The organism is Micromonospora sp. WMMD723 (genome assembly GCF_049863385.1).
Taxonomy (GTDB): Bacteria; Actinomycetota; Actinomycetes; order Mycobacteriales; family Micromonosporaceae; genus Micromonospora; species Micromonospora wenchangensis.
This window is the reverse complement of record NZ_JBMKNR010000001.1, coordinates 1,061,817-1,074,968: the sequence shown is the minus strand read 5'-3', so window position 1 is coordinate 1,074,968 and position 13,152 is coordinate 1,061,817. Positions and strand designations below refer to the sequence as shown.

General features: G+C 74.2%; 12 protein-coding genes. 8 read left to right on the top strand and 4 right to left on the bottom strand.

The window, feature by feature from the left end:
* Window positions 1-35: 35 nt before the first annotated feature.
* From ACN261_RS04820 to glmM, 6 genes are all read left to right on the top strand, one after another.
* On the top strand, window positions 36-293 hold the full coding sequence (locus ACN261_RS04820; protein WP_088647412.1) for a DUF6364 family protein: 258 nt from the start codon (window positions 36-38) through the stop codon (window positions 291-293).
* Window positions 271-576 carry a type II toxin-antitoxin system PemK/MazF family toxin gene (locus ACN261_RS04815; RefSeq protein WP_204924891.1) on the top strand — a complete coding sequence of 102 codons (306 nt, stop codon included), beginning with the start codon at window positions 271-273 and terminating at the stop codon, window positions 574-576. Before ACN261_RS04820 ends, ACN261_RS04815 begins: the two co-directional genes overlap by 23 nt.
* Window positions 577-698: 122 nt before the next feature.
* Window positions 699-2,141 (top strand): nitrate/nitrite transporter, encoded by a 1,443-nt coding sequence (locus ACN261_RS04810; RefSeq protein WP_421484132.1) that lies wholly within the window; start codon window positions 699-701, stop codon window positions 2,139-2,141.
* A gap of 210 nt (window positions 2,142-2,351) precedes the next feature.
* Window positions 2,352-2,795: a 50S ribosomal protein L13 gene (rplM, locus tag ACN261_RS04805; RefSeq protein WP_088647410.1), complete on the top strand. Its 444-nt coding sequence runs from the start codon at window positions 2,352-2,354 to the stop codon at window positions 2,793-2,795.
* Between the two features lie 20 nt (window positions 2,796-2,815).
* Window positions 2,816-3,289, top strand: coding sequence for a 30S ribosomal protein S9 (gene rpsI / locus ACN261_RS04800; protein WP_421484131.1), 474 nt, complete (start codon window positions 2,816-2,818; stop codon window positions 3,287-3,289).
* A 116-nt stretch (window positions 3,290-3,405) separates the two neighbouring features.
* On the top strand, window positions 3,406-4,761 hold the full coding sequence (gene glmM, locus ACN261_RS04795) for a phosphoglucosamine mutase (protein WP_421484129.1): 1,356 nt from the start codon (window positions 3,406-3,408) through the stop codon (window positions 4,759-4,761).
* Window positions 4,762-4,796: 35 nt separating this feature from the next.
* Here the strand turns inward: glmM and ACN261_RS04790 are convergent, their stop codons facing one another.
* Complete coding sequence (locus ACN261_RS04790) at window positions 4,797-5,993, bottom strand: pyridoxal phosphate-dependent aminotransferase (protein ID WP_421484127.1); 1,197 nt, start codon at window positions 5,991-5,993, stop codon at window positions 4,797-4,799.
* Window positions 5,994-6,167: 174 nt separating this feature from the next.
* Window positions 6,168-6,665 carry a hypothetical protein gene (locus ACN261_RS04785; RefSeq protein WP_425848616.1) on the bottom strand — a complete coding sequence of 166 codons (498 nt, stop codon included), beginning with the start codon at window positions 6,663-6,665 and terminating at the stop codon, window positions 6,168-6,170.
* Between the two features lie 804 nt (window positions 6,666-7,469).
* Between ACN261_RS04785 and glmS the strand changes: the two genes are divergently transcribed.
* A complete protein-coding gene (glmS, locus tag ACN261_RS04780) occupies window positions 7,470-9,383 on the top strand; it encodes a glutamine--fructose-6-phosphate transaminase (isomerizing) (protein ID WP_204924896.1) in 1,914 nt (637 codons plus the stop codon).
* A gap of 8 nt (window positions 9,384-9,391) precedes the next feature.
* Here the strand turns inward: glmS and ACN261_RS04775 are convergent, their stop codons facing one another.
* Window positions 9,392-11,095 carry an alpha/beta hydrolase gene (locus tag ACN261_RS04775; protein WP_421484123.1) on the bottom strand — a complete coding sequence of 568 codons (1,704 nt, stop codon included), beginning with the start codon at window positions 11,093-11,095 and terminating at the stop codon, window positions 9,392-9,394.
* Window positions 11,092-11,388, bottom strand: coding sequence for a hypothetical protein (locus tag ACN261_RS04770; protein ID WP_421484121.1), 297 nt, complete (start codon window positions 11,386-11,388; stop codon window positions 11,092-11,094). The genes ACN261_RS04775 and ACN261_RS04770 overlap by 4 nt, the downstream gene beginning before the upstream one ends.
* 250 nt (window positions 11,389-11,638) lie before the next feature.
* Here ACN261_RS04770 and ACN261_RS04765 point away from each other — a divergent pair, with 250 nt between their 5' ends.
* Complete coding sequence (locus ACN261_RS04765; protein ID WP_421484120.1) at window positions 11,639-13,108, top strand: NAD(P)H-hydrate dehydratase; 1,470 nt, start codon at window positions 11,639-11,641, stop codon at window positions 13,106-13,108.
* Window positions 13,109-13,152 lie beyond the last annotated feature (44 nt).

Sequence of the window (13,152 nt, the reverse complement as noted above, 5' to 3'; positions counted from 1 at the left end):
TGACCGACGGTCATACCGGGGGTAGGATCGGCGGCATGACTGCCAAGGTGACCCTCTCGTTCTCGGACGAGACGATCGAGGAGGCCCGCCGGTTCGCCAAGCGGGAGGGGCTGTCCCTCTCCGCCTGGATGGACCAGGCCGCCCGGGAGAAGGCCCTGCGGGAGGTCTTCACCGCACACGCCGAGGCGGTCGGCCGGGCCGGGCTCGACCTGGAGTCCGCCGCCCTCGCCGACGCCAGCGAGGTGGGGATGGTCGCCGACGTGCTCTTCGGTGGTCGCCCGCGTGCTGCGTAGGGGAGAGGTCTGGCGCATCGAGGGCGCCCGGGAACGGCTCGGCCTGGTGATCAGCTCCGACGTCTACAACTCCACCGACGTGCCGATCGTGATCGTCGCCGAGGTGGTCGAGACCGCGCTGCTGCGGGACTCCCCGCTCGCCGTTCCGATGGGCGGCAACGTGGTCATGCCCGACCGGCTGTCCGCGCCGATGAAGAAGTGGTTCACCGAGTGCGTGGACATCGCCGACACCGAGACCATGCAGCGGGTGAACCGCGCGCTGCGCATCCTCCAGGAACTCTGACCACCTCACGGCAGGTCGCCGGGCGACGTGCGGTTCCCGTTTCCGGAACGACCCAGCCGGGCCACCACCGGGAAACCGGCCCTGCCTAGCATCCCTCTTCACATCGATGAGGAGGAATCGCCGTGAGTACGCTCGCCAGCAGCAGCAACTCCGCCGTCGACCCGGCGGGCGCCGTCGACGCGCCGCCGGAGGTCGATCCGTCCACCGCCGTCGAGCAGCCGACCGCCCGGGGCGCCGGACGCCGGCACCGGCTCGACGACTGGCGGCCCGAGGACCCCACCTTCTGGCGGACGACCGGAGCGCCGATCGCCCGCCGTAACCTCTGGGTGTCGATCTTCGCCGAGCACGTCGGTTTCTCGGTGTGGAGCCTCTGGTCGGTCACCGTGCTCTTCCTCGGCCCGGCGTACGGGATCGACCCGGCGGGCAAGTTCCTGCTCACCGCCGTGCCGGCCGCGCTGGGCGCGGTGCTGCGGCTGCCGTACACCCTGGCCGTGGCCCGCTTCGGCGGGCGGAACTGGACCATCGTCAGCGCGCTGCTGCTGCTCGTGCCGGCGGTGCCGATGACGGTGCTGCTGGAGCCGGGGGTGTCCTACACCACGCTGATGGTGCTGGCCTGCCTGACCGGGGTCGGCGGCGGCAACTTCGCCTCGTCGATGGCCAACATCAACCTGTTCTTCCCCGACCGGCTCAAGGGCCGCGCGCTCGGGCTCAACGCCGGCGGCGGCAACCTCGGCGTACCGGCGGTGCAACTGGTCGGGCTCGCGGTGCTGGCCACCGCCGGGGCCGCGTACCCCCGGCTGGTGCCGGCGGTCTACCTGCCGCTGATCGTGCTGGCCGCGCTCGCCGCCGCCCGCTGGCTGGACAACATCCCGGACGCCCACAACGAGCCCGGCGCGCTGCGCGAGGCCGCCCGCGACCGGCACACCTGGGTGATGTCCCTGCTGTACGTGGGCACCTTCGGCTCCTTCATCGGCTTCGGCTTCGCCTTCGGCCAGGTGCTCCAGCTCCAGTTCGCCGAGCGCTTCCCCACCCCGGTCGACGCGGCCTGGCTGACCTTCCTCGGACCACTGATCGGTTCGCTGATCCGGCCCGTCGGCGGGCAGCTCGCCGACCGGCTCGGCGGGGCCCGGGTGACCTTCTGGAACTTCGTCGCGATGGCCGTCGGCGCCAGCCTGGTGCTCTTCGCCGCCCGGGAGCGGTCGTTCCCGCTCTACCTGACCGGGTTCCTGTCGCTGTTCGTCTTCTCCGGCATCGGCAACGGCTCCACGTACAAGATGATCCCGGCGATCTTCCGGGCCCGCGCGACGGCCGAGGCGGAACTGACCGGTGACCCGGTCGCCGCGCAGCGCCGGGCCCGGCGGCTCTCCGGGGCGCTGATCGGCATCGCCGGAGCGGTCGGTGCCTCGGGCGGGGTGCTGGTGAACGTCGCCTTCCGGCAGTCCTTCCTCACCTCCGGCAACGCCGAGGCCGCCTATCTGGCCTTCATCGGGTGGTACGCGCTCTGCTTCGCGGTGACCTGGACGGTCTACCTGCGGCCCGGCTCGGGCAGGCTCACCGGGGTGTGACCCTGGTCATGCGGAAAACCGCAGGCCACACCGGTCTACCCCCCGTTTTGACCAGCTGACGGGGCGGCGGGTATCGTTGCCTGCTGTTGTACGACATCCAGAGGCGTGCCGCTCAGGTACGCTTGGTCGTTCGTGCGCGCTGGTCCGGCCGGGAAGCCTCTGGTCACCTCGGCGCGCGACCCCAGACCGACGACGAGACAAGGTAGACCTGTGCGTACGTACAGCCCGAAGCCGGGTGAGATCGAGCGTCAGTGGCACGTTATCGACGCCTCTGATGTCGTGCTGGGCCGCCTGGCCACCCACGCCGCCACGCTGCTGCGCGGCAAGCACAAGCCGACTTTCGCGCCGCACGTCGACACGGGCGACTTCGTCGTCATCGTGAACGCGGGCAAGGTGGCGCTGACCGGCAACAAGCGGCAGACCAAGGTCGCCTACCGGCACTCCGGTTACCCGGGCGGCCTCAAGCAGGTCGGCTACGAGGAGCTGCTGACCAAGCGGCCCGAGCGGGCGATCGAGCTGGCCGTGAAGGGCATGCTCCCGCACAACAAGCTGGGCCGTCAGCTGATCAAGAAGCTGAAGGTCTACGCCGGCGCCGAGCACCCGCACCTGGCGCAGCAGCCGGTGCCGTTCGAGATCAAGCAGATCGCGCAGTGAGCGAGGGCGAAGGAAACAGCATGACCGACATCACCGAGACCGAGGTTGCCGCGGAAGCCCCCGAGGCCACCGAGGCGCCCGCGCCCGTCGCCCGCGCGCCGCGTGGTGACCGCCCGATCCAGACCGTCGGCCGCCGCAAGGAGGCCATCGTCCGGGTCCGCATCGTCCCCGGCAGCGGCAAGATCACCTGCAACGGCCGCGACCTCGAGGCCTACTTCCCGAGCAAGGTGCACCAGCAGCTCATCAAGGACCCGCTGGTCACCGCCGAGAAGCCCGAGGCGTTCGACGTCATCGCCAACCTGCGTGGCGGCGGCACCACCGGCCAGGCCGGTGCGCTGCGGCTGGCCATCGCCCGCGCGCTGATCGTCAACGAGCCGGACGACCGCCCGGCCCTGAAGAAGGCCGGCTTCCTCACCCGGGACGCCCGGGTCAAGGAGAGCAAGAAGTACGGTCTCAAGAAGGCCCGTAAGGCACCCCAGTACTCGAAGCGCTGATCACCGACAGCGCGTTGTACTTCTGACGGACGGCCGGGTCCGCCTCCCCCAGCGGGGAGGTGGCCCGGCCGTTCCGTTTGCTCCACTCATCGCAGTCGCACCGGAGGTTGGCGGGTATGGGTCGGTTGTTCGGCACGGACGGCGTACGCGGGCGGGCGAACGTCGACCTCACCCCGGAACTGGCGCTCGCGGTCGCCGTGGCCGCCGCGCACACACTGGCCGAGTCGGACCGCAGCCACCCGCCCCTGGCCGTCGTCGGCCGGGACACCCGGGCCAGCGGCGAGATGCTGGAGGCCGCGGTGGTCGCCGGCCTCACCAGCGCCGGGGCCAGCGTCGTGCGGGTCGGCGTGCTGCCCACCCCCGCCGTGGCGTTCCTGACCGCCGAGGCCAAGGCTGACCTGGGCGTGATGCTCTCCGCCTCGCACAACCCGATGCCGGACAACGGGATCAAGCTCTTCGCCGCCGGTGGGCACAAGCTGCCCGACGAGATCGAGCTGCGGATCGAGGCCGCCGTCGAGGCCAACGCCACCACCGCCTGGGACCGTCCCGTCGGTGCCGGGGTCGGTCGGGTGCACGACCTGCTCGACGGTGCCGACCACTACGTGCAGCACCTCGTCGGCACCGTGCCGCACCCCCTCGACGGGATCAAGGTGGTGGTCGACTGCGCCAACGGCGCCGCCGCCGAGGTCGCCCCGGTGGCCTACCGGGAGGCCGGTGCCGAGGTCATCGCGATCCACGCCGAGCCGGACGGCCTCAACATCAACGACGAGTGCGGTTCCAACCACCTCGACGGCCTGCGGGCCGCCGTGGTCGAGCACGGCGCGCACCTGGGCCTCGCCCACGACGGCGACGCCGACCGCTGCGTCGCGGTCGACGCCAACGGCGAGGAGGTCGACGGCGACGAGTTGATGGCGATCCTCGCGCTGGCCCTGCGCGACGCCGGCGAGCTGACCCGGGACACCCTGGTCGCCACCGTGATGAGCAACCTCGGCCTGCGGCTGGCGATGTCCGCGCAGGGCATCCGGCTGGTCGAGACCAAGGTCGGCGACCGGTACGTGCTGGAGGAGCTGCGCGCCTCCGGCCTCGCCCTCGGCGGTGAGCAGAGCGGACACCTCGTCATGCCCGCGCACGCCACCACCGGCGACGGGGTGCTCACCGGCCTGCACCTGATGGCCCGGATGGCCGCCACCGGCCGGTCCCTGGCCGAGCTGGCGTCCGTGGTCACCAAGCTGCCGCAGGTGCTGATCAACGTGCCGGTCGGGGACCGTACCGTCGGTGCCACCGCGCCCGCCGTCACGGCCGAGGTCGAACGGGCCGAGGCCGAGCTGGGGGAGACCGGTCGGGTGCTGCTGCGCCCGTCGGGCACCGAACCGCTGGTCCGGGTGATGGTCGAGGCCGGCACCGAGGAGACCGCCCGGTCGGTGGCCGAACGGATCGCCGAGCAGGTCCGCACCGCCAGCCCCGCCGGCTGACCGATGTCGGGTCTCCCGCCCGCCGGCCCCGGTGGTCAGCGTGTGGCGGAAAGCCCGCGTAGCCGGGTGACGGCTTCGGTCAGCACCTCGGGGCGCTTGCAGAAGGCGAACCGGACCAGCCGCCGGCCGGCCTCGGCGTCGTCGTAGAAGACCTGGGTGGGTACCGCCACCACACCGCAGCGTTCCGGCAGGGAACGGCAGAACTCCAGCCCGTCCCGACCGCCGAGGTCGGTGATGTCGGCGGTGACGAAGTACGTCCCCTCCGGGGTGAGCACCGCGAAACCGGCGTCGGTCAGGCCACCGATCAGCAGGTCCCGCTGCCGTTGGAGGCTGTCGCGGAAACCGGTGTAGTAGTCGTCGGGCAGGGCCAGCGCCACGGCGACCGCCGGTTGCAGCGGCCCTGCGTTGACGTAGGTGAGGAACTGCTTGACCCGCAGCACCGCCGACACCAGCGGGGCGGGCCCACTGACCCAGCCCACCTTCCAGCCGGTGCAGGAGAAGGTCTTGCCGGCCGACGAGATGCGCAGGGTGCGTTCCCACATCCCCGGCAGGGTGGCCAGCGGCAGGTGCGCGGCGGCGGCGTCGGTGAAGACGAGGTGCTCGTACACCTCGTCGGTGACCGCGTACACGTCGTGTTCCCGGCAGAGGTCGGCGACCAGGTTCAGCTCCGGTGCGGTGAAGACCTTCCCGGTCGGGTTGTGCGGCGAGTTCAGCAGCACCAGCCGGGTACGCGGCCCGAACGCGGCCCGCAGCTCGTCCGGGTCGAAGGCGTAGCGGCCGTCGTCGCCGGGGCGCAGCGTCACCGGCCGCCGTACCGCCCCGGCCAGGGCGATCGACGCCGCGTACGAGTCGTAGTACGGCTCGAAGCAGATCACCTCGTCACCCGGTTCGCAGAGCGCGAGGATGCTGGCGGCGATCGCCTCGGTGGCCCCGGCGGTGACGATCACCTCGCCGTCGGGGTCGTACGTCAGGCCGTGGAAGCGGAGCTGGTGCGCGGCGACGGCCCGACGTAGCACGGGCACCCCCGGACCGGGCGGGTACTGGTTGTGCCCGGAGCGCAGCGCCTCGGCGGCGGCGGCCAGCATCTCCGGCGGCCCGTCGGTGTCCGGGAAGCCCTGGCCCAGGTTGACCGCACCGGTCCGGACGGCGAGCGCGGACATCTCCGCGAAGACGGTCGTCCCGAACGGACGCATCCGGGCCACCAGCGGGTCGACATCGGTCGGTGTCGTCACGCCCGTCAGCCTACGGCCCGGGACCGCCCCTGCCACCAGGGCTCGTCACCGCCTTTCCGCCCCTGATCCGCCTTCCCGCGCTGATCCGGCCTTGCTGCCCCTGCTCCGGCTTCCCGCGCTGCTCCTGAGCCGCTTCCCGGGCTGCCCCGGCGTGCTGCCGGTGATCCGTCGTGGTCAGCGGATCGGGTTGGCGTGGCACTGCACCCGCCAGTCGTCCGGACCGGCCACGTCGGTGACCCGGGGCCGGGTGCCGACGGTGGTGGCGCACCGGAACCCGCCCGGGTTGCCGTCGGAGCGGGCGGCGGTGACCAGCACCCGGTTCGGATCGTCGGTACGCAGCGCCATCCGCCAGGGCAGCCGTACCTTCTCCTGCTGGATGAAGTAGCCGTCGCCGTCGTAGAACTGGAGGTCCACCGGGCCGGTGCCGGTCACCTCGTACGTCACCGGGTAGCGGCCGGGACCGTCGGCGGGCCGGGTGGCGGGGGCGGAGGGTTGGAACGGCTGCGGCGGGCTCCAGCTCGGCTCGGGTTCGTCGTCGTAGTATCCCCGGCCGTAGGGGTCCTCGGTCGACGTGTCCGACCCGATCCCGTCGAGCAGGGCGCCGCCCCCGCAGAAGCAGGCGCAGCCGACGAGGGTGAGCACCGCGATCACGGCGACCACGATGCCCACCACCGTGCCGGCGCTGGTCCGCCCGCCCGACGGCGGGTAGCCGGGGTGGGCGAACGGCGGCGGGTACCCCGGCGGCGGCCAGCCGTGGCCGGGTGGTGCACCGGCTGCGCCGGGCCAGGCTGCCGGTGCCGCGCCGGGCCATCCGACGGGCGGGGGACCGCCGGGGTTCGCGGCGGACCAGTCGCCGAAAGCGGCGGGCGTGCCGGACGGATCGACGGCGGCTGGCGGATCGGCCTGCGCGCCGGGGTAGGTCGACCCGTGCGGGCCGGGGGGAGCAGAGCCGGCCGGGCCGGGGTGGACGGCACTGGAGGGGTGGCCGGTCGGGTCGGGTGTCGATCCGTGGACCCAGGGGGCGGGGGCCGCCCAGGGTTGCGGGACCGCGAGCGGGTCCGGCGGGGCCCACGCGGACGGGCCTGTGGTGCCGGCGGGCCCGGGAGCCGGGTCGCCGGACGCCTGGGGTGTCGGGCCGCCGACCGCAGGAGCGGGATCGCCGGCCGCAGGCGTGGAACCGCTGGCTGCGGGAGCGGGGTCGCCGGGTGGGGGCGCGGGATCGCTGGGGGGTGGCGTGTCGGACATCGCTGCTCCGGGGACGGAAGAGGAGGAAAGGGGCGTACGGGCCGTCCCAGGGACGTTCCAGGGGTCGCCGAGAGACTGACGTACCGGCGGGCCACCCGCAACCCCGTACGTCCGGACGGGGGTGACGGTCGTCCGGTTGCCGCCCGTCACCGCCCGATCGCTCAAATTCGGTGATCGTTTGCCCGGCTTCCGCGCACACGAGGTGAGCGAAACTGGGTTAGGCTGCGAACCATGTGTGGAATCGTGGGTTACGCCGGCGCGCGCCCGGCGCTCGGCATCGTGCTCGACGGATTGCGGCGGCTGGAATACCGGGGATACGACTCGGCCGGGGTCGCGATCGTCTGCGACGACGAGCTGCTCACCGAGAAGAAGGCCGGCAAACTGGCCAACCTGGAGAAGGTCCTCTCCGAGCGGGCCGCCACCAACCCCGACGACTGCGCCGCCAGCCCGGTCGGCATCGGCGACGGCACCACAGGCATCGGCCACACCCGGTGGGCCACCCACGGCGGCCCGACCGACCGTAACGCCCACCCGCACGTGGCCCCCGACGGCCGGGTCGCCGTGATCCACAACGGCATCATCGAGAACTTCGCCAAGCTCCGCGCCGAGCTGGAGGACGACGGCGTCCAGTTCACCAGCGACACCGACACCGAGTGCGCCGCCCACCTGCTCTCCCACGCGCTCGCCGAGCTGCGGGCGGCCGGTGGCACCGACGGCCCGCAGCTGCTCGCCGCCGCGATGCGGGTGGTGTGCCGCCGGTTGGAGGGCGCGTTCACCCTGCTCGCCGTCGATGCCGCCATCCCGGGTGCGGTGGTCGGCGCCCGGCGTAACTCGCCGCTGGTGGTCGGCCGGGGTGACGGGGAGAATTACCTGGCCAGCGACGTGGCGGCGTTCATCGAGCACACCCGCGAGGCGGTCGAGCTGGGCCAGGACCAGCTCGTGCTGATCACCGCCGACAGCATCGAGATCACCGACTTCGACGGCCAGCCGGCCACCGGCAAGGACTTCCACATCGACTGGGACTCCTCGGCCGCCGAGAAGGGTGGTTACGACTGGTTCATGCTCAAGGAGATCGAGGAGCAGCCGCAGGCCATCGCGGACACGCTGCTCGGCCGGCTCACCGAGACCGGGGAGATCGCCCTCGACGAGGTCCGCCTCAGCGACCAGGACCTGCGCGACGTCGACAAGATCTTCATCGTGGCCTGCGGCACCGCGTACCACTCGGGCATGGTCGCCAAGTACGCCATCGAGCACTGGACCCGCATTCCCTGTGAGGTGGAACTGGCCAGCGAGTTCCGTTACCGCGACCCGGTGCTCGACCGGTCCACCCTGATCGTGGTGATCTCGCAGTCCGGCGAGACGATGGACACCCTGATGGCGCTGCGGCACGCCAAGGAGCAGAAGGCCCGGGTGCTGGCCATCTGCAACACCAACGGCTCCACCATTCCGCGCGAGTCCGACGCGGTGCTCTACACCCACGGCGGCCCGGAGATCGCCGTCGCCTCGACCAAGGCGTTCCTCACCCAGCTGGTCGCCTGCTACCTGATCGGCCTGCACCTGGCCCAGGTGCGGGGGATCAAGTTCGCCGACGAGGTCGGCGCGGTGGTGGCCCAGCTCCAGGAGATGCCGGGCAAACTGCGGGAGCTGCTGGACCGGATCGAGCCGGTGCGGGAGCTGGCCCGGGAGCTGAAGTCGGAGCCGACGGTGTTGTTCATCGGCCGGCACGTCGGCTACCCGGTGGCCCTGGAGGGCGCGCTCAAGCTCAAGGAGTTGGCGTACATGCACGCCGAGGGGTTCGCCGCCGGTGAGCTGAAGCACGGGCCGATCGCCCTGATCGACAAGGGCACCCCGGTGATCTGCGTGGTGCCGTCGCCGGTCGGCCGGGGCATGCTGCACGACAAGGTCGTCTCCAACATCCAGGAGGTCCGGGCCCGGGGTGCCCGGACCATCGTGATCGCCGAGGAGGGCGACGAGGCGGTGGTCCGCTACGCCGACCACCTGATCTACGTGCCGCGTACGCCGACCCTGCTCGCGCCGCTGGTCACCACCGTGCCGTTGCAGGTGCTCGCGGCCGAGATCGCCGCTGCCCGGGGGCACGACGTGGACCAGCCGCGCAACCTGGCGAAGTCGGTCACCGTGGAGTAGGACGCCGCTCACCGGCCCAGCACGATCCGGGCCATCCCGTCCAGGGCGGGGTTGTCGGGCTCCCAGTAGCCGGTGTGACCGCCCCGACCGCTGGGGAAGGTCCGGCCGCCGAAGCCCGGATCGCTCGGATCGTGCCCGAACCACAGCCGATGGTCGTCCGGGCGGAACAGCGAGGCGGCGCTGGCCAGCGGCGAGGTGGCCAGCACCGCCCGGCCGGCCAGCTCCCGGGGTGGCTCGACCAGCCGGATCACGTCGTCGCCGGCGGTGCTCGACCAGACCTGCCCCGGTGGCAGGCCGAGCGCCCCGGCCCGGTCCACCCCCACCCCCGGTGACCCGACGAAGGCCAGCGCGTCGGCGGCCAGTCCGTGGTCGCGGGCGGCGCTGCCCACCACCAGCGAGCCGTAGCTGTGTCCGAGTACGGTCTGCCGGGCCGCCGGCCCGTCGTGGGTGGCGCGCAGCCCCTCCTGGAAGCGGTGCAGGTCGGGCCCGGCGTCCCGGGCCTGGGCCGGTGAGGACGCCTCGGGCAGGAAGTCGGGGGCGTCGTAGTCCAGCCAGAGCACCGCCGCCGTCTCCTCACCGGGGGCGAGGGCGGTGCACCGGTCCTGCACCCGGGCGGCCCGACCCAGCTCGCCGGGAACGTCGGCGAGGTCACTTGTCATCCCCGGCACGTAGGTCAGCACCCGCTGGGCCCGGTCCGGGTTGCCCAGCGCGACGATCGCCCGGCCGTCGCCGCGCGGGTCGAGCCCGAGCAGGTAGGGCCGGGGTCCCGTCGTCGCGGCGAGTCGTCCGGCGAGCCCGTCCAGGGCGGCCAGCGCCCGGTCGATCCGGCGCAGCCGGGAGCGCCCGCCCGACCCGCTGGCCGACGCCGTTCGGCGTTCGGCCGACAGGGCCTCCCGGTGCCCGGTCAGCAGCAGCCGGTTCGCCTGGTCCCGGGCCGCCGCCGGCACCCCGTCGCGCGGGCCGATCCGGGCCGGCTCGTGCAGCACCAGCCAGCGCCGCTGGGCCGGGGTGAGGCCGTCCCACCAGGCACGGACCGCCGCCGGGGTGGCATCGTCGGCCGGCCGGGCCGGTGGTGGCCGCTCCACCCAGCCGGTGCGGGCCGCCCCGGTCAACTCGGCCAGCCGGCCGGCGACCTCCCGGTCGGCCACGTCGGCCAGCACCAGCGCCTCCCGCAGCGCCGCCGCCACCTGGGCCACCGCCGCCGGCGACCCCACCCCGTTCCTGGTGCCGCCCCCGCCGGTCACGTCCGTGCCGGCGCGGGGACCGGGGGAGTGGGCCGTGCCGGCACCGCCCGCCGGGGCGGGGCGCGCACCCGCCCCGGCCGGCAGCACACCCGACTCGGGGCCCCGCCAGGTCGGCGGGACCGCCCGCAACCCGCCGTGCCGGTCGACCGCCACGCCGGTACGGTCGGCCAGCGCCACCGCCTCGGCCAGCCGGCCCTTGGCCACCCGTAGCCGACCGGCGAACTCGGCGAGCGCCTGATCGGTCTCGACCAGCGCCGGCAGGATGGTGCCCAGCTCCGCGCGCAGCCCGTCGAGCCGGCCGCCGGCCCTGGTGGCTGCCCCGCCCGACCAGCCCGTCCGCAGCGTCGCCGCCCGCTCGGCCAGCCCGGACCGCCGTCGGGTGACCGGCGCGTCCAGCCCGCGCCAGGCCACCCCCGCCGCCACCCAGTCGCTCGGGGAGGCGGCCCAGAGCTGGGCATACCCGATCATCGGGGTCGACCGGCCAGCCGGCCGGCGGCCCGGTCGTCGGCCGCCACGTACGCCTCGGCGGCGTTGCGCAGCGCGGTACCGGTCTCGGCGACCCGGACGCCGAGCACCCCGTGCCAGGCGTGCACCGCCGACTCCAGCCCGGCCAGGGCGGCCCCGGCCCGCCACCCCGGCGCGGACAGCACCAGACCGGGCTGACCCGCCAGCCCCCGGGCCAGCGCGTACGCCTCGTCGGTCAGCCCGCCGGCGGTCGCCCGCAGCACCGGCAGGTCCACCCGCACCGGCTCGTCCGTCATCGTCCGCCTCCCGCCCTCGCCCGGCCCACCGCCGTGACCGCGCCGCCGACGTTAGGTCGCGGGGTGGTCGGCCAGCGGACCCTGTGGACGACGGGCGGTGGTCGTACCCCCCGGTTGTCCACAGGTCTTGCCGGCCGCGACGCCGGTGGCTAATCTGCCGCCTCCACCGCCGGTAGGGTGATCCCGACCACGGCGGACGGGCCCGACCGGACGGGCGGGACGGCCGTCCGGCGGCGAAGACGGGGGTGGCATGAGATCGGTGTGGCGGGTGTCGGACGTACGCGCGGCGGAGGCCGGCCTGATGGCCACCGTGCCCCCCGGGACGCTCATGCAGCGGGCGGCGGCCGGGCTGGCCCGGCGGTGCGCCCTGCTGCTCGCCGACCGGGGCGGGGTGTACGGCGCACGGGTGCTGCTGCTGGTCGGCAGCGGCGACAACGGCGGCGACGCGTTGTACGCCGGTGAGCGGCTGGCCCGCCGGGGCGCGCAGGTCGCCGTGCTGCCGACCGCCCCCGGGCGGGCGCACGCCGACGGACTGGCGGCGCTGCGGGCCGCCGGGGGACGACTGGTCGACGCCCCGCCCGCCACGGTCGACCTGGTGCTCGACGGGATCGTCGGGATCGGCGGCACCGGCGGGCTGCGGGACGCCGCCGACGAACTCGTCGCCGGCCTGCCCGGGTTGCGGGGCCGCGACGGCGGCCGGGCCACCGTCGTCGCGGTGGACGTGCCCAGCGGGGTGGCGGTGGACACCGGCGACGTGCCGACGGACGGGTCGGGCCGGCCCAGCGCGGTGCGGGCCGACGTGACGGTGGCGTTCGGCGCGCTCAAGCCGGCCCTGGTGGTCGGCCCGGCGGCCCCGCTGGCCGGGCAGGTCGAGCTGGTCGACATCGGGCTCGGGCCGTGGCTGCGCGGCACCCCCGCGCTGCGGGTCACGCAGTGGTCGGACGTGCGCGACTGGTGGCCCCGCACCGGCGCGTCCTCGGAGAAGTACCGCCGGGGTGTGGTCGGGGTGGCCACCGGGTCGCGCACCTACCCGGGGGCGGCGGTGCTCTCGGTGGGTGGCGCGCTGGCCGGCCCCACCGGGCTGGTCCGGTACGCCGGTGGCGCCCGGGACGAGGTGGTCCGACAGCACCCGTCGGTGATCGCCACCGACCGGGTCGCCGGGGCCGGCCGGGTGCAGGCCTGGGTCTGCGGCTCCGGCCTGGGCACCGACGAGCAGGCCGGGGCGGAACTGCGCGCGGTGCTGGCCGCGCCGGTGCCGGTGGTGCTCGACGCAGACGCGTTGACCCTGCTGGTGGACGGTTCACTCGCCGGTAGGCTGCGGGACCGGGACGCGCCGATCGTGGTCACCCCGCACGACCGGGAGTTCACCCGGTTGTGCGGCGAGGAACCGGGGGCCGACCGGGTCGCCGCCGCGCTGCGGCTGGCCGCCTGGATGAATGCGACGGTGCTGCTCAAGGGGGACCGCACGGTGGTCGGCACGCCGGACGGCCGGGCGTACGTCAACCCGACCGGCAGTCCCGCGCTGGCCACCGGGGGCACCGGGGACGTGCTGGCCGGGCTGCTCGGTTCGCTGCTCGCCGCCGGGCTGGCCCCGGAACGGGCGGCGGCCGGCGCGGCGTACCTGCACGGGCTGGCCGGTCGGGAGGCGGCCCGGGGCGGCCCGGTGACCGCGCCGGACGTGGCGACCGCACTGCGTACGGTGGCGGCCCCGCTGCTCTGACCGGGGCGGGTCGGCGTCCCGGGTCGGCGTCCACCGACCGGGTG

Excerpts from the sequence above, each read along its gene's own strand:
- ACN261_RS04820 (WP_088647412.1), top strand. The coding sequence starts at position 36 with ATGACTGCCAAGGTGACCCTCTCGTTCTCGGACGAGACGATCGAGGAG.
- rpsI (WP_421484131.1), top strand. The coding sequence starts at position 2,816 with ATGACCGACATCACCGAGACCGAGGTTGCCGCGGAAGCCCCCGAGGCC.
- glmM (WP_421484129.1), top strand. The coding sequence starts at position 3,406 with ATGGGTCGGTTGTTCGGCACGGACGGCGTACGCGGGCGGGCGAACGTC.
- glmS (WP_204924896.1), top strand. The coding sequence starts at position 7,470 with ATGTGTGGAATCGTGGGTTACGCCGGCGCGCGCCCGGCGCTCGGCATC.
- ACN261_RS04775 (WP_421484123.1), bottom strand. The coding sequence starts at position 11,095 with ATGATCGGGTATGCCCAGCTCTGGGCCGCCTCCCCGAGCGACTGGGTG.
- ACN261_RS04770 (WP_421484121.1), bottom strand. The coding sequence starts at position 11,388 with ATGACGGACGAGCCGGTGCGGGTGGACCTGCCGGTGCTGCGGGCGACC.
- ACN261_RS04765 (WP_421484120.1), top strand. The coding sequence starts at position 11,639 with ATGAGATCGGTGTGGCGGGTGTCGGACGTACGCGCGGCGGAGGCCGGC.